The following is a 15,315-nucleotide window of genomic DNA, read 5'->3' on the forward strand; positions in this document are numbered from 1 at the left end:
TAATGGTATGTTAAAATTGTAGTAAATCCGCACGCCAAAGACGGGTGGATGAATTATCTTTCCTGACACTAAAGTGTAAAATATCGATTTTATTCAGATACAGAGTAGACAATCGTTAGCATACGCTTTTTCGGTATATGCTTATTCTTATTTAGCGTAAGCCCCGGCGATCGAAGGGATTAGCCCAGCCCGTCCCGGGTGAGGCTGACCACCAGTTGATCGACGCTCGGATCGTCGAGCCGGATGACATGCGCCATGCTGATGGCGTCCCTTGGGCGAATGTTGGCCATGTCGCGCCGCATGATGACGGACACGAATGCCGGCCCGGCCTCCGTCAGAAGCATGGCCTTGCCTGTCAGCACCGGTTCGGAGATGGGCGCCCATTGCACGGAAATCAGCGAAGGCTCGCCGGTCTGGCGACGATTGATGCCGCTGAAATAGATCCAGTTCAGGCGCGAGATCGCCACCCCATAGTGGTTGCCGCGCGCCCGCGCCCATGTCGATCCCCGGCGTTCCGACCATCCGGTGACCCTTCTGAAGGTGACCAGCTCGGCTTCTCGCCGCACGAAGGTTACCGATCGCATCAAGAGGTCGGGCCGGGCCGGAATCGAAAAATAGGTGAAATAGGTGCCCCCCGCGATCGATGGACTGGGCGGGCGAATCATCTGGTTGAACAAACTCTCGGACACTGGCGGCAGGCCGCGCACCCTGGGTTCGGGGACACCGGGATCCCGGTACAGTTCAGCTTCGTCGATCCGGAAGTAGGCGCATATCAGCTTGGCGGTGGCCTTGTTCGGAACCGTCTGTGCTTGCAGGTAGCGTTCGAACTGCGTGCGGTTGATCCCGAGTTCGCGGCATACCGCGCTTACGGAGGCATGGTCCTTGCAGAGTCGTCTGAGGTTTGCAGCGAGATTCTCGCGAATTGACACGTCTTTGCTTCCGCAGGCGGATTTTTCATTTCGACTCAAAAACTATATAGCGTCTTCGGTCGCCCCCGCCGAAACGCCCTTGTCACAACGCACAGAAAAAACTGATTTGGTAGCGCCAATCTAATGGGGCGGCTTTCAAAAAGAACGCAAACAATCCGTGAGCAGCTTCCGCGTAAGTCCAATTGACAACAGTTTCGTCAGATATCGCGAGACGGAGGCGCAGTATCGCGTGCGGCTTTCGAGGGCGCCTTGGCACAACAAATATCGCCGCAGGTATGCCAGGACGAGGGTCGTGCTTTTCTCTTGTCGTGGAGAGTAGAAGATCGATTATTCCGCTGGTGGAGCTGAGGAGGATCGAACTCCTGACCTCGTCATTGCGAACGACGCGCTCTCCCAGCTGAGCTACAGCCCCGTCCAGCGGATGGGCGCATTTATCGGGCGCCGCGGTTTCCTGTCAAGGCGGCGTTTTGCCGAAATCCGCTGCCGCTGCGTGTCAGTCCAGCGTGGAAGGAAGGCGGCCCTTGCCGGTTTCGCGTGCAATGGCTACATGTCGGCAACAATTGGAGACCGGCATGCTCGCCCTCATTCAGACAATCGTCATGGCGCTTGACCTCTACTGGTGGATCATCATCGCATCGGCGATCTTCTCCTGGCTGTACGCCTTCAACGTCGTCAATTCGAAAAACCAGTTTGTCGGCAGTATCGGCAACATGCTCTACCGGCTGACCGAGCCGGCGCTGCGGCCGATCCGCCGCTTCATGCCGGACCTTGGCGGCATCGACATCTCGCCCATCATCCTGCTTCTGATCCTGTTCTTCCTGCGGCAGTTCCTGCTCACCACGGTTGCACCTCTGGTCCTGTGAGAAGGATACAGTATGAGCACGCCGTTTCGCCTGCGCGAGAACGGCGCCGACCTGTTTGTCCGGCTGACGCCAAAGGCTGCGCTGGACAGGCTCGAAGGCGTTGAGACGACAGCGGACGGGCGAAGCCACCTCAAGGCCCGCGTCCGCGCCGTGCCGGAAAACGGCGCCGCCAATCATGCCCTCGAAAAGCTGATCGCCAAGGCGCTGGGTGTGCCGGGGTCTGCCGTCTCGGTTGTCGCCGGCGGCACCGCCCGGCTGAAGACCGTGCGCATTTCAGGCGATCCGGCGATGTTGGCGAGAAGCATCGAGGGGCTCGGCCACCAGTCCTGACGGCCTTCGGTATGAGGTTCAATCCCCCAGCGGCAGACGGGGATCGTCGACTTTCAACGTGTTCACGCTCTGCTTGATGCGGCGCAGATTTTCCAGAACCCTTGGTCCGCGCGTCTCGGCGACCGAGGTGACGATCATGTCGACGATCGACAGCAGCGCATAGCGCGACGATGTCGGCTTGTAGATGTTGCCGTCTTCCAGCGACTGGAAATGGATAACCGTGTCGGCGACCTTGGCGAGTGCCGAGTCCGGCGGGGTGATGGCGATTGTGGTGGCGCCATATTGCTGGGCGACCTGGACCGCATCGATGACCGATCGCGCATAGCCGGAGACAGAGAAAGCGATCAGCGTGGTATCGGGCGTGGCGACGGCGGCGTACATGCGCTGCAGTTGTCCGTCGATCTGCGCCAGCACCGACACGCCCAGCCTGAACAGCCGGTTCTGCATTTCGGTCGCCATCATCGAGGAAATGCCGCCGGAACCGATGCACAGCACATTGCCCGAGACGGCGATGCGCGCGGCGACGGCGACCAGCGTCGTCATGTCGAGGTTTTCGCTGGCGCGCTGGATGGCCGATACCGCCGCTTCGGTGATGGCGGAAGCGATGCGCTGTTCGCGGGCATCGCGGCTCAACGGCTCCGGCGACAGATACTGGCCACCGATGGCGATGGCCTGCGCCAGGTAGAATTTGAAGTCGCGCAGGCCTTCGCAACCGAGGTTGCGGCAGAACCGCGTCACCGTCGGTTCGCTGACACCGACGCGCGCGGCTATTTCCGAAATCGCCGCCTTGGAGACGAAGTCGAGGTCGGCCAGGACGAAGCCGGCCAGCTTGCGATCCGACTTCGTTCCGTCCTGCAGTATCAGCTGCAGGCGCGTGATGATGTCGGCCGGCGTCTTCATGCTGATATTTTCATAGCGGCAGGCCCGTCGCCTTGTCGAACAGATGGATGTTGCGGGGGTCGACGGTCACCGGAAGAAGGTCGCCCGGCCTGACCGGCACCCTGTCGCGGAACACGGCGCGCACCGTATCGGTGCCGATGGCGCCATAGACATGCGTTTCGGAGCCGGTCGGCTCGACGACATCCACCTTGATCGCCATCGCATCGACAGCCTCGCCGATGACAAAGTGCTCGGGCCGGATGCCGGCCTCCACCACGCTGCCGGCCGGCACCTGTTTGCCGGCAAGCGCAAGTCGGCCGCCACCGCCCGACTCGAACCAGCTTTTCTCAGCTGTCGTCTTGAGAGAACCCGACACAAAGCTCATCGACGGGGAGCCGAGGAAGGAGGCGACGAACTTGTTGGCCGGCCTGTCATAGAGTTCCAGCGGTGCCCCGACCTGCTGGATCCTGCCTCGGTCCATCACCACGATGCGGTCGGCCATGGTCATGGCTTCGATCTGGTCGTGGGTGACATAGACGATCGTCGATTTCAGCCGCTGGTGCAGCGCCTTGATCTCGACGCGCATCTGCACGCGCAATTGCGCGTCGAGGTTGGACAGTGGCTCGTCGAACAGGAACACCGATGGCTCGCGCACGATGGCGCGGCCCATGGCGACGCGCTGGCGCTGGCCGCCGGACAGCTGGCGGGGGTAGCGGTCGAGATAGGAGAAGAGATTGAGGACGCCGGACGCCTTCTTGACCTTCGCGTCCACCGCCTCGCGCGCCTCGCCGCGTATCTTCGGGCCAAAGCCGATATTGTCCGCTGCCTTCAGATGCGGAAACAGCGCATAGGACTGGAACACCATGGCAATGTTGCGCTGCTGCGGCGGCAGCGCGTTGGCGCGCACGCCGCCGATCAGCAGGTCGCCGGAGGTGATCGTCTCCAGCCCGGCCAGCATGCGCAGCAAAGTCGACTTGCCGCAGCCGGACGGGCCGACCAGAACGACGAACTCGCCGCTCTTGATATCGAGGCTGATGTTCTCGAGGATCTTGTGCTGCCCGAAGGATTTCGACAGGTCGCGAAACTCGACGTCGGTCATGCTCACGCTCCCAGAATGTCGTCGATGAAGGGCAGGCAACCGGCGGTCAGCCCCGCGTCCACCGGCATCACCACGCCTGTTATTCCAGATGCGCGATCGGACGCAAGGAAGGCGACGGCTTCCGCCACTTCCGAAGCGTTGACGATACGGCCGAGCGGATAGAGCCGCTGCAGCTTGCCGAGGATTTCGGGATCCTTGGCAAGGCGGTGGTCCCAGGCGGCGGTACGGATCGATCCGGGGCAGACGACATTGGCGCGCAGGCCGCTGCGGCCGAGTTCGACGGCGATCGCCTTGGCATAGGCGTTGATGCCGGCCTTGGCCGCGGCATAGGCGGGATTGCCGAAATGCGCGATGGCGTTGACCGACGAGATGAAGACGACGCTGCCGGAGCCTCGGCCGGCCATCGCCTTGACCAGCGGATCGGCGAAATTCATCACGCCGGTCAGGTTGAGGTCGAGTTCTTGCTCTATTGTGTCGGGACTGAGCGCCGAAATCGTCTCGGCGCGCGTCCAGCCGGCATTGTTGATGAGAATGTCGGGCACGCCATCCCGGTCGAGGATCGCGGCGATCGCCGCCGCTATCGCCGCCTTGTCGAGAAGGTCGAAGACGTGGCGGGAGGCAAGGTGCGGGCTCTTCAACGCTTCGCTTGACTGGTCGCAGCCGATGACCCTGGCGCCCCTTTGCGCCATCAGCGCCACGATGGCCGTGCCGAGGCCGCCGCCGGCGCCCGTCACCACGACCGTCTTGCCTTCGAATTCGGCCCTGCCTTCGAACTTGGCTTGCGAAACCACCGTGCGTCATCCTCCGGAAGTCTGACAGATCGTGTAACGCCTAGGGCAGTAAATGTAATTAAGCAACAGAATAATCTGCTTGCAAGCCTTCAAATCATCGATAATGTAGGAAAGTCACATAAATCTTCTGCTCCGGCAACGAAGAGGCGCGCAGGCGCAAAATCAAAATGGGAGAGATCAAATGAGCCTTGCAAAATGGACTGTCGGCCTGATGGCCGGAATGAGCATGCTGGCAATCGCGGCGCAGGCGGATGCTGGCGAGGTGCGCGTCACCGTCGCCGAATACAGTGCCAAGACTGCTCCCTATTTCGCCGACGTCAAGAAGGAATTCGAGGCCGCCAACCCCGGCATCACCGTCAAGTTCGAAGTGGTGCCGTGGGATGTGCTGCTGCAGAAGCTGACCACCGACATCACCGCCGGCACCAATGCCGATCTGTCGATCATCGGCACGCGCTGGTTGATCGACTTTGTCCAGCAGGATGTCGCCGAGCCGCTCGACAGCTACATCAAGCCCGACTTCAAGGACCGCTTCATCGACACCTTCCTGTCGCCCTCGATCATGGACGGCAAGACCTACGGCCTGCCGATCGCGGCCTCGGCGCGCGCCATGTACTACAACAAGGAGCTGTTCGAGAAGGCCGGCATCGCCAAGCCGCCGGAAACCTGGACCGAGCTGCAGGAAGATGCACGCAAGATCAAGGCACTGGGGTCCGGCACGTTCGGTTTCGGCCTGCAGGGCAAGGAGATCGAGACCGACGTCTACTACTACTATGCGATGTGGTCCCAGGGCACCGAAATCCTCAACAAGGATGGCACCTCCGGCCTTGGCACGCCCGGCGCGCTCGAAGCCGCCAAGCTCTACAAGTCGATGATCGATGAAGGCCTCACCGAGCCGGGCGTCACGTCCAACAATCGCGAGGATGTGCAGAACCTGTTCAAGCAGGGCAAGGTCGGCATGATGATCACGGCACCCTTCCTGTCCAACCAGATCAAGGACGAGGCGCCGAAGCTGAAATACGGCGTGGCGGCCATTCCCGCCGGACCGACCGGCGCGCGCGGCACTTATGGCGTGACCGATTCCATCATCATGTTCAAGAACTCCAAGAACAAGGACGAGGCCTGGAAGCTGCTCGACTTCCTGTTCACCACGGAACAGCGCGCCAAGTTCACGCAGGGCGAAGGCTTCCTGCCGGTGAACAAGGAAGAAGCCAAGATGGATTACTACGTCAACAATGCCGATCTGGCCGCGTTCACCGCGCTGCTGCCCGACGCCCGCTTCGCGCCGGTCATCCCCGGCTGGGAGGAGGTCGCCCAGATCACGTCGGATGCCATGCAGAAGATCTATCTCGGCGGCGATCCCGAGGCAGGCTTGAAAGACGCAGCCGCCAAGGCCAACGCGGTGCTGAAGAAATAGGGCGGTGCTCAAGAAATAGGGCGTATCTCCCTGCGCCCGTGGCGCGCCCCAGACTCAGGCGGGGCGCGCCACATCTTTCCGACTTGAGCAGAAAGATAGTTCGTCGATGTCAGCGCCACCCCAGCCAGGCTCCTTTCCTCTCCCTCCGGAGGGGGGAGAGGTGGCTCGGCGAAGCTGAGACGGAGTGGGGGAACCACCTGGCAACCGCCGCGAACGGACATAGGAGGGGCACTAGGCGCAAGCATCGCCTCGCCTTGCGCCCAAGGGTCGACCCCCACTCCGTCGAGCTTCGCTCGACACCTCTCCCCCGATCGACGGGGGAGAGGAAGGGCCCCCTTCCACAACTGCTGCGGAGGACGGGCAGCAGGTGGGGGGCAGCGCCGACTGTTGCAAGGAATCCTGAAGCGGTGCCTTGAGAAGAACGAGGCGGGATCAAGTCAATCTGTTAAGCCAGTGCAATCCAATCTCCACCCGCAACACGGTACAAAGCCAGCCGATGCAAAATCGTTTCTTGCCCTATCTCCTGACCTTGCCCAGCCTGTTCCTGGCGGCGGTCGTCATCTTCTGGCCGGTTTGGGACCTGATCCAGATCTCGACGCATGACGTCAGCCGCTTCGGCCAGCTTCGCGACTTCAACGACTTTGCCAATTTTGGGGCACTTGCTGCCGATCCCGATTTCATGGCCGCGCTCTGGCGCACCGGCCAGTGGACCGTGATGGTCGTCGGCGGCGCACTACTTTTGTCTGTCCCGGTCGCGATGATCCTCAACACCGATTTCTATGGCCGGGGTATTGCCCGCGTCATCATCATGCTGCCCTGGGCGGTGTCGCTGACCATGACCGCGGTGGTCTGGCGCTGGGCGCTGAGCGGCGAAAGCGGCATGCTGAACTCGGCGCTGATCGGCCTCGGTCTCATCGACCACAACATCCAGTGGCTGGCGAGCGCCGAGACCGCCTTCCCGATGCAGGTGCTGATCGGCATCCTGGTGACGGTGCCGTTCACGACGACGATCTTCCTTGGCGGGCTGTCGTCGATCCCCGACGACCTCTACGAGGCGGCGGCGCTCGAGGGGGCGACGCCGCTGCAGCAGTTCCGTGAAATCACCTTTCCGCTGCTAAAGCCGTTCATCAACATCGCCATCGTGCTCAACACCATCTACGTCTTCAATTCCTTCCCGATCATCTGGGTGATGACGCAAGGCGGGCCTGCCAACTCGACCGATATCCTGGTCACCCATCTCTACAAGCTGGCCTTCCGCATCGGCAAACTCGGCGAAGCATCGGCGGTGTCGCTGGTGATGTTCGCCATATTGCTGGTCTTCACCATGATCTATGTGCGGCTGGCGATGCGGGAGCAACGCGCATGACGAGCAAGCTCAAGCGTTCGATCATTGCCTGGCTTTTGCTGGCGCCGCTGATCGTGGTGACGCTCTTTCCCTTCGCCGTGATGTTCCTGACCGCGGTCAAGCCGAGGCAGGAAGTGCTGTCGCCGACCTGGTGGCCGAGCGAATTCCGCTGGTCGAATTTTTCCGACATGTGGGTGGCGACCGGCTTCGGCCAGGCGCTGCTCAACTCGCTCTACGTGTCTGTGATCGCCACTGTCGGCGCCATCCTGATCTCGGTTCCGGCGGCCTATGCGATGTCGCGCTTCCGCTTTGCCGGCTACGGCGCCTTGCGCCAGTTCCTGCTGATCTCGCAGATGATCTCGCCGATCGTGCTGGTGCTCGGCCTGTTCCGGCTGATGGCCGCCTGGGGCCTGGTCGAAAGCACCACGGCGCTGGGCTTCATCTACATGGCCTTCAACGTCGCCTTCACGGTGTGGATGCTGCAGAGCTATTTCGACACCATTCCGCGCGATCTCGAGGAGGCGGCCTGGATGGAAGGCGCCGGTCGCTGGCTGACCTTGCGCAAGGTGTTCCTGCCGCTCTGCCTGCCGGCGATCGCGGTGACCGCGATCTTCACCTTCATCAACGCCTGGAACGAATTCGTCGTGGCGCTCACCATGCTGCGCAGCCAGGAAAGCTACACGCTGCCGATCCAGGTGTTCTCGCTGGTCGCCGGCCGCTACACCATCGAATGGCATCACGTCATGGCGGCGACGCTGCTGGCGACCTTGCCGGTGGCCATCCTGTTCATCTGGCTGCAGCGCTATCTCGTCAGAGGCCTGGCGTTGGGAGCCGTCAAATAACAGCGGCCAATGCGCCGCCAAGAACAACAAGGATAGGGAGGCTTCCAATGTCGCGCACTGCCGTATCGTCGCTTGTGCCGCAATCGCCACGGCCGGGCATTTCGTCTAAATGGCTTGCCGAAACGGCCAGATACTGACGAAGCGGATTCAAGACATGCGTATTTTCACCGCCTCGCTGGCGACGGAAACCAACACCTTCTCGCCGGTGCCGACCGACCGGGCCTCGTTCGAGATGGCGTTCTATGCCGGGCCGGGCAAGCATCCGGAAACACCGACGCTGTGCTCCTCGCCGATGGTTGCCTTGCGCCGGCGGGCAGTGGCCGAAGGCCTCGATGTCATCGAGGGCACCGCCACCTGGGCGGAGCCCGGCGGTCTGGTGCAACGGCAGACCTATGAGGCGCTGCGCGACGAGATTCTCGGCCAGCTCAAGGCAGCGCTGCCAGTCGATGCTGTCATCCTCGGCCTGCATGGCGCGATGGTGGCGCAAGGCTATGACGATTGCGAAGGCGACCTGCTCGAACGCGTTCGCGCAATGGTCGGGCCGGAGGTGGTGATCGCGGTGGAACTCGATCCGCACAGCCATCTGACACCGAAGCGCGTGGCGGCCTCTGACATCCTCGCCTACTTTCTCGAATTTCCGCACACCGATTTCTACGAGCGCGGCGAGCATGTCGTCGCGCTTGGCCTCGCCGCGGCGCGTGGTGAGATCAAGCCGGTCATCTCGACCTTCGATTGCCGCATGATCCAGGTGCTGCCGACCAGCCGCGAACCGATGCGATCCTTCGTCGATCGCATCAAGGCGTTGCACGGCAAGGACGGCGTGCTGTCGGTCTCGGTCATTCATGGCTTCATGGCGGCCGACGTGCCCGAGATGGGCACGCGTATCCTGGTCGTAACCGACAATGACAAGGCCAAGGGCGATGCGCTGGCGGAACGGCTGGGGCGGGAACTCTACGCGCTGCGCGAAAAGACGGCGATGACGATGCTGAGCGCCGCCGACGGCATCGACCGCGCCTTGGCCGTGCGCGCCAAGAATCCGGGCAAGCCGGTGGTCATCGCCGACATCTGGGACAATCCCGGCGGCGGTGTCCCCGGCGACGGCACCTTCGTGCTGCGCCAGATGCTGGCGCGTGGCCTGGACAAATTCGGCGTGGCGACGATCTGGGATCCGATCGCCGTCACCTTCTGCCTGGCGGCGGGCGAGGGCGCGGTCATCGACCTGCGCTTCGGCGGCAAGGCCGGGCCGCAGGCCGGCGAGCCGATCGACGCGCGCGTGCGCGTGCTGAAGGCGGTCCCTGAGGGTTGGCAAAGTTTCGGGCCAAGCCGGGTGACGCTTGGGCCGACGGCGCTGGTCCGTCTCGAAGGCACCGAGGTCGACATCATCCTCAACACCAATCGCACGCAGACCTTCGAGCCGGATATCTTCTCCAACATCGGCGTCGATCCGCTGGCCAAGGACATGCTGCTGATCAAGTCGACCAATCATTTCTACGCCGGCTTCGAGCCGATCGCCGCCGAGATCATCTATGTCTCGGCGCCGAGTTCGTATCCCAGCAATCCGGCGGTGACCAACTACACCAAGCTGACGCGGCCGGTGTGGCCAAGGGTGGCGGATCCCTGGAAGTGATAATCTCCCCCCTCGAGGGGGAGATGTCGCCGAAGGCGACAGAGGGGGTCCTCTCGCGTGGAGCGCCAACTTCCTTCTGCCGCAGGAGGTCGAGTCCGGTCGGACCGACCCCCTCTGGCCGCTTTGCGGCCATCTCCCCCTCGAGGGGGGAGATTGTCAGCGCTACACCAGCCCGCGCTTGGCCATCATCGCTTCGGGCGACGGCATCTTGCCACGAAACGCCGTGTAGAGTTCTTCCGGGTCTTTCGAGCCGCCGGCGGCATAGATGTTCTTCCTCAGCCGCTCGGCGAGCGCCGGGTTGAAGGGGTCGCCGGTTTCCTCGAAAGCGGCGAAGGCATCGGCGTCGAGCACTTCCGACCACATGTAGGAATAATAGCCGGCCGAATAGCCGTCGCCGGAAAAGACATGGCCGAAATGCGGGGTGCGGTGGCGCATGGCGATGGTGTCTGGCATGTGCAGCTTCGCAAGCGTTTCGGCCTCGAAACGAAGCGGCGCTTCCGGTGCGTCCGGCCGGGCATGGTAGGCCATGTCGATCAAGGCAGAGGCGGTGAATTCTACCGTTGCAAAGCCAGCGCCAAAAGTCCGCGCGGCCAGCATCTTGTCGAGCAGCGCCTTAGGCATCGGCTTGCCGGTCTTCACATGCAAAGCGTGCTTTTCCAGCACCGCCGGCACGGTCAGCCAATGCTCGTAGAGCTGCGAGGGCAGTTCGACGAAATCGCGGCTGACCGAGGTGCCCGCTACCGACGGCCAGGTGACGTCGGTCAGCATGCCGTGCAGCGCATGGCCGAACTCGTGGAACAGCGTCTTCGCTTCGTCGACCGACAGCAGAGCCGGCTCGCCCACCGGCGGCTTGGCGAAGTTCATGATGTTGTAGATCACCGGTTTCGAGCCGTGGCCGAGCCTATAGCCGGATTGCAGCGCGCTCATCCAGGCGCCCGAGCGCTTTGACGGCCGCGCGAAATAGTCGGAAAGGAATAGCCCGCGTTCGCTGCCGTCGGCATTCTTCACCACGAAGACGCGCGCGTCTGGGTGCCAGGCGGCAATGCCCTTTTTCTCCTCGAAGGTGACGCCGAACAGCCGTGTCGCCACATCGAAGCAGGCGTCGATGATCCGGTCGAGTTGCAAATAGGGTTTCAGTTCGGCTTCGTCGAAGGCGAACTTTTCCGCGCGCAGTTTCTCCTGGTAGAAGCGCCAGTCCCAGGCGGCGAACTTTTCATTGCTGCCCGCTTCCGTCGCCAGCCGCTGCAGGTCGGCCTGGTCGGAGGCTGCCTTCTCCAGCGCCTTCTCCCAGACCGGATCAAGCAGCGCGTGCACCGCCTTCGGTGTCTTGGCCATGGTGTCGTCGAGCTTCAGCGCGGCGAAGGAGGCGTAGCCGAGAAGTTTGGCCTTCTCGGCGCGCAGGCGCAGCATATCGCGCACCACGGATGTGTTGTCGGTGGCGCCGCCATTCTGGCCGCGCATGGTGAAGGCGCGGAAGGCGACCTCGCGCAGGTCGCGGCGTTCGGAGAAGGTCGAGAACGGCTCATAGATCGAGCGCGACAGGGTCACGGCATAGCGGCCTTTCTGGCCGCGTATCTCGGCGGCTTCGGCCATTGAGCTTTTCAGGAAATCGGGCAGACCGGCAAGGTCGGCCTCGTCGAGGAACAGCGCCCAGTCGCTCTCGTCGGCCAGCACATTCTGGCCAAAGCTGGTGCCGAGCGAAGACAATTCCTCGCTGATATTGGCCAGCCGCTTCTTGCCGTTGGCGTCGAGTTTGGCGCCGGATCGGACAAAGCCCTTCCAGGTCTTTTCCAGCACCCGCAGGGTCTCGGCGTCGAGCTTCAGGCTCTCACGGCGCTGGTAGAGATCGTCGATGCGGGCAAACAGCCTCTCATTCATCGAAATCGCCGAGAAATGCCTGGACATTTTCGGCGAGATGTCGCGCTCCAGCGCCTGGATCGTGTCATTGGTGTAGGCGCCGGCGCGGCACCAGAAGATCGACGAGACACGATCGAGTGCTTCGCCGCCGAGTTCCAGCGCGGCAAGCGTGTTCTCGATGGTCGGTGTGTCCTTGTTGCCGGCGATCGCCTCGATCTCGGCCTCATGCGCCTTCAGCGCCGCGTCGAAGACCGGGGAGAAGTCGCCGTCGCCAATGCTGGCAAAATCGGGTAGGCCGAGCGGCCCTTGCCACGCGGTCAGCGGATGGGCGGCGAGGTCGACGGCTTTTGTGGAAGGCATGGACAGTCTTTCGCTGGAGAAGGCAGGGGTGGGTCGCTACCGATGTAGGGCGCGGCCGGCGGACCCGCAATATCGCAGTTGGCCGATATCCGCCTCAGAACCCGTCGCAATTCTCGGCGATCGCTGCTTGCGAACTGGCGGTGATGTGGTTGTCGGATACTGCGAAGGTTTCCTGCATCAGCATGTCGTTGTTGGGGAAATCGTAACAGGCGACCACCGTGGTGACGCCGCCTTCGCTCTTCTCGATCCGGTGCCGGATTGCCGCACCGGCAACCGCCCCCTTCCATTCGTCGATCGAAGCGATGAATTCCTGCTTGCTTTGCACAATGCCGAGGTCGTCCAGCTTGATGCGGACATCATCGGAGAGCAGGTCGGACAGTTCGGTGCGGTCGGCGACCAGCAGCGCCGAATACCAGCGGCTGATGAGGGCGCGGTCATCGGCGCGGGCGGCAATGATCGCTATCAGCAGCACGGCAGCCGTAAAAACGATCGACCGGATACTCACCACCTTGCGCGCCGCCGCGTTCATCCCAGCTCCGGCCGTTCGAAATCGCCAGTCTCCTTGTTCATCGTCCAGAGTTCCCCGGTCGAAATGTCGAACCAGGCGCCGTGCAGCGACAGCCGCCCCTTGCCTTCGAGGATCGAGACGCAGGGAAAGGTCCGGAGGTTGGCGATGGAATAGCGGATCGAGATGCGCTCCAGCGCGGTCTGCCGCTCCGTCGCCGTCATGAAGGTGCTGGAGGACACGGTTTCGGCCGCTGGCGCGATCAGGCTCATCCACTTGCCGATGAAGTCGCCGGGCGACAGCGGTGCGGAATTGGTGTCGAGCGCGGCGCGGATGCCGCCACAGCGGCCATGGCCCATGACGACGATGTTCTTGACCTTAAGGCTCTGCACGGCGAATTCAAGCGCCGCCGAGGTCGAATGGAACTCGCCGTCAGGTGCATAAGGCGGCACCAGATTGCCGACATTGCGCAGCACGAAGAGTTCGCCCGGTCCTGCATCGAAGATCGCCTCGGGCGCCGAACGGGAATCGCAGCAGGCGACGATCATCGTCTCCGGCGCCTGACCTTCGCGGGCAAGCTCGCGATAACGTCCGCTCTCGGTGAGATAGCGGCCGTTCATGAAATTGCGGTAGCCGGCGAGAAGGTGGTCTGGGAGATGGGACATGGGCGGCGTCTGGAGCCTTTCCGGGTTGGAGGCGGCAGCTCGTTGCGGTCAAAAGAGGCTCTAACTGTAAAAGCCCGTCGCGAGCAATGCAGAATTATGGGGGCTGGCTATAAATGCTATGCACCAGGCGCAGCCTTGGCCAAAACGGTTACGCCCAGATGGCAATGGGAATGCCAAAACCGTCGCGACCCGGCGGGTCGGGTAACGGCCGTGCCTCGCCGCTGGCGATGCGGCCGGCGATCAGCATCATTGCGGCTGCGTCAAGGAAATCATCGGCGGCGGCACCGCGCGGCGGCGGCTGGTCGAGAAAGGCCTTCTCGTAGCCATGCCGGCGGAGCAGTGCCTTGCGTTCCGCCATGCCGGCCGGATTGATGCTGCCCTTGATCTTCTTCGGCAATTGCATGGCGTGGTCGCCGTTCAGCCGGCAGAAGGCGACCTCCGGATGCGATTCGAACACACGGCCGCGCAGATCGGGTCGCGCGATCAGCAGTGCGTCGATCTCGCGGATCTTGGCAAAAATGCCGAACGCCTGGATCGAAACGCCACGCGGCGGGTCGGATGTCGTTTTGGCCACTTCGCTTGCCCTGATGTGCGCGGCATACCAGGCTTCGACGGTGGTGAAGTCGTTGGTGTCGGCATAGAGCGCGGCGCGGGACGGGATCGAAAAGACGCTGGACTGGCGTACCCCAAGCAAAGGTCGCACCAGCGCTTCCGGGCCGCGCCCGCCTTTGCTCGAAAACTCGGGCAGGCCGATCGGCATGTCGACGGCAACAACTGCGTCATCGGGGAGTGCCGCAAGCAGGGCGGCGAAGCTGGCAAAGACAGCAACGGAGGGTGTCGAACCGGAAGCGCGCCGCACGGCAATCCAGCCGGCCTTGCAGCCGTCGACGCCGACAAGCACGATCTCAGCCGATGTCACGCCCGGCGGTCCCGCCCCGGATGCGTGAGGTGGCGCAGCTGGACCATCGCCATCGGGTGCGACAGGCTCGGCGCATCGGTTTCGAGCTGCAATTCGTCACCACCGCGCTTGGCGGTGCGCGCCAGGATCTCGTAGACCGCCGCCGTGGTCGACTGCAGCGCCTTGATTGCTGGCTGGCCCGACAGGATGCGTGCCAGGTAGACGGCCGCCGTCAGGTCGCCCAGGCCATTCGGCGGCTTGTCGATCAGGCGGTGCTCGGCAAGCAGCGCCTGGCTGCCGTCGAGCAGGAGATTGCCGGTGCCGCCTGATATCATCGACGGCGCCGAGGTGACCAGCATGGTCGATGGCCCGGCATGGAGTGCGGCCGCGATCACCGATTTCAGGTCGGGCAAGGGAGCGCCGGCCATCCACTCCAGTTCGTAGCGGTTGGGGGTGGCGATGTCGGCGATCGGCATCAACCGGTCGCGCATGGCGATGGCGGTCGGTTCGGGCACATAGAGGCCGCCCGAATCACCCATCACCGGATCGCAGATATAGACCGCATCAGGCGTCCTTGCCTTCACCGCGGCGACCAGCGAGGCGACGGCCTCGGCCTGGCCGGCCTCGCCGAGATAGCCGGACAGCACGGCGCCGACCTCACCCAGCCATGGCGCGCGCTCGAGATCGGCCATCAGTGCCTTGAACTGGTCGAGCGGCGGCACGATGCGCGTCGCGCGCCCATGGCCGGGATGCCAGGGCAGGATGACCGTCGGCACCGCCCAGACCGGAAAGCCCAGCGTCTCCAGCGCAAAGACGGCGGCACGGTTGCCGACCGAGCCGCGTGCGACATGGCTGGAAATGACGATGACCGCACGCGGCGCGTCGGTTTGTTCGGCGCTCATTGTTGCTTG

15 protein-coding genes and 1 tRNA gene are annotated in these 15,315 nt (G+C 63.0%); 6 read left to right on the forward strand and 10 right to left on the reverse strand.

Annotated features, from left to right (window positions below; all coding sequences use genetic code 11):
- Nucleotides 1-179: 179 nt before the first annotated feature.
- The gene (locus tag ACZ89F_RS33855) at nucleotides 180-929 is read right to left on the reverse strand and encodes an XRE family transcriptional regulator (protein WP_476096584.1); all 750 of its coding nucleotides are present in this window, start codon (nucleotides 927-929) and stop codon (nucleotides 180-182) included.
- A 336-nt stretch (nucleotides 930-1,265) separates the two neighbouring features.
- Nucleotides 1,266-1,341, reverse strand: a tRNA-Ala gene (locus ACZ89F_RS33860).
- A 160-nt stretch (nucleotides 1,342-1,501) separates the two neighbouring features.
- Between ACZ89F_RS33860 and ACZ89F_RS33865 the strand changes: the two genes are divergently transcribed.
- Nucleotides 1,502-1,792, forward strand: coding sequence for a YggT family protein (locus ACZ89F_RS33865; RefSeq protein ID WP_476096585.1), 291 nt, complete (start codon nucleotides 1,502-1,504; stop codon nucleotides 1,790-1,792).
- A 12-nt stretch (nucleotides 1,793-1,804) separates the two neighbouring features.
- Nucleotides 1,805-2,122, forward strand: a complete 318-nt coding sequence (locus ACZ89F_RS33870) for a DUF167 family protein (protein ID WP_476096586.1) — start codon at nucleotides 1,805-1,807, stop codon at nucleotides 2,120-2,122.
- Between the two features lie 18 nt (nucleotides 2,123-2,140).
- Here ACZ89F_RS33870 and ACZ89F_RS33875 read toward each other — a convergent pair whose 3' ends face one another.
- From ACZ89F_RS33875 to ACZ89F_RS33885, 3 genes are read right to left on the reverse strand one after another with little or no spacing between them, the layout of a single operon-like run.
- Entirely contained in the window at nucleotides 2,141-3,022 is an 882-nt protein-coding gene (locus tag ACZ89F_RS33875; protein WP_476096587.1) for a MurR/RpiR family transcriptional regulator, read from the reverse strand.
- A 10-nt stretch (nucleotides 3,023-3,032) separates the two neighbouring features.
- Entirely contained in the window at nucleotides 3,033-4,100 is a 1,068-nt protein-coding gene (locus ACZ89F_RS33880) for an ABC transporter ATP-binding protein (protein WP_476096588.1), read from the reverse strand.
- Between the two features lie 2 nt (nucleotides 4,101-4,102).
- Nucleotides 4,103-4,891 (reverse strand): SDR family oxidoreductase, encoded by a 789-nt coding sequence (locus tag ACZ89F_RS33885; protein WP_476096589.1) that lies wholly within the window; start codon nucleotides 4,889-4,891, stop codon nucleotides 4,103-4,105.
- 181 nt (nucleotides 4,892-5,072) lie between these two features.
- Here ACZ89F_RS33885 and ACZ89F_RS33890 point away from each other — a divergent pair, with 181 nt between their 5' ends.
- The 4 genes from ACZ89F_RS33890 to ACZ89F_RS33905 all read left to right on the forward strand — a co-directional run bounded on the left by ACZ89F_RS33890 (nucleotide 5,073) and on the right by ACZ89F_RS33905 (nucleotide 10,119).
- Nucleotides 5,073-6,305, forward strand: coding sequence for an ABC transporter substrate-binding protein (locus ACZ89F_RS33890; protein WP_476096590.1), 1,233 nt, complete (start codon nucleotides 5,073-5,075; stop codon nucleotides 6,303-6,305).
- Nucleotides 6,306-6,801: 496 nt separating this feature from the next.
- Nucleotides 6,802-7,671: a carbohydrate ABC transporter permease gene (locus ACZ89F_RS33895; RefSeq protein WP_352555517.1), complete on the forward strand. Its 870-nt coding sequence runs from the start codon at nucleotides 6,802-6,804 to the stop codon at nucleotides 7,669-7,671.
- Nucleotides 7,668-8,492 carry a carbohydrate ABC transporter permease gene (locus ACZ89F_RS33900; RefSeq protein ID WP_013528984.1) on the forward strand — a complete coding sequence of 275 codons (825 nt, stop codon included), beginning with the start codon at nucleotides 7,668-7,670 and terminating at the stop codon, nucleotides 8,490-8,492. Before ACZ89F_RS33895 ends, ACZ89F_RS33900 begins: the two co-directional genes overlap by 4 nt.
- 154 nt (nucleotides 8,493-8,646) lie before the next feature.
- Complete coding sequence (locus ACZ89F_RS33905) at nucleotides 8,647-10,119, forward strand: M81 family metallopeptidase (RefSeq protein WP_476096591.1); 1,473 nt, start codon at nucleotides 8,647-8,649, stop codon at nucleotides 10,117-10,119.
- A 162-nt stretch (nucleotides 10,120-10,281) separates the two neighbouring features.
- On the opposite strand, the gene ACZ89F_RS33910 is transcribed toward ACZ89F_RS33905, so the two are convergent.
- The 5 genes from ACZ89F_RS33910 to pdxY form a co-directional block, all read right to left on the reverse strand.
- Nucleotides 10,282-12,336 carry a M3 family metallopeptidase gene (locus ACZ89F_RS33910; RefSeq protein ID WP_476096592.1) on the reverse strand — a complete coding sequence of 685 codons (2,055 nt, stop codon included), beginning with the start codon at nucleotides 12,334-12,336 and terminating at the stop codon, nucleotides 10,282-10,284.
- 94 nt (nucleotides 12,337-12,430) lie between these two features.
- A complete protein-coding gene (locus ACZ89F_RS33915; RefSeq protein WP_476096593.1) occupies nucleotides 12,431-12,865 on the reverse strand; it encodes a nuclear transport factor 2 family protein in 435 nt (144 codons plus the stop codon).
- A complete protein-coding gene (locus ACZ89F_RS33920; protein ID WP_476096594.1) occupies nucleotides 12,862-13,506 on the reverse strand; it encodes a carbonic anhydrase in 645 nt (214 codons plus the stop codon). Before ACZ89F_RS33920 ends, ACZ89F_RS33915 begins: the two co-directional genes overlap by 4 nt.
- A 148-nt stretch (nucleotides 13,507-13,654) precedes the next feature.
- Entirely contained in the window at nucleotides 13,655-14,425 is a 771-nt protein-coding gene (locus ACZ89F_RS33925) for a DUF429 domain-containing protein (protein ID WP_476096595.1), read from the reverse strand.
- Nucleotides 14,422-15,306, reverse strand: coding sequence for a pyridoxal kinase PdxY (pdxY, locus tag ACZ89F_RS33930; RefSeq protein WP_476096596.1), 885 nt, complete (start codon nucleotides 15,304-15,306; stop codon nucleotides 14,422-14,424). The genes ACZ89F_RS33925 and pdxY overlap by 4 nt, the downstream gene beginning before the upstream one ends.
- Between the last annotated feature and the right edge of the window lie 9 nt (nucleotides 15,307-15,315).

The organism is Mesorhizobium sp. USDA 3734 (genome assembly GCF_056279665.1).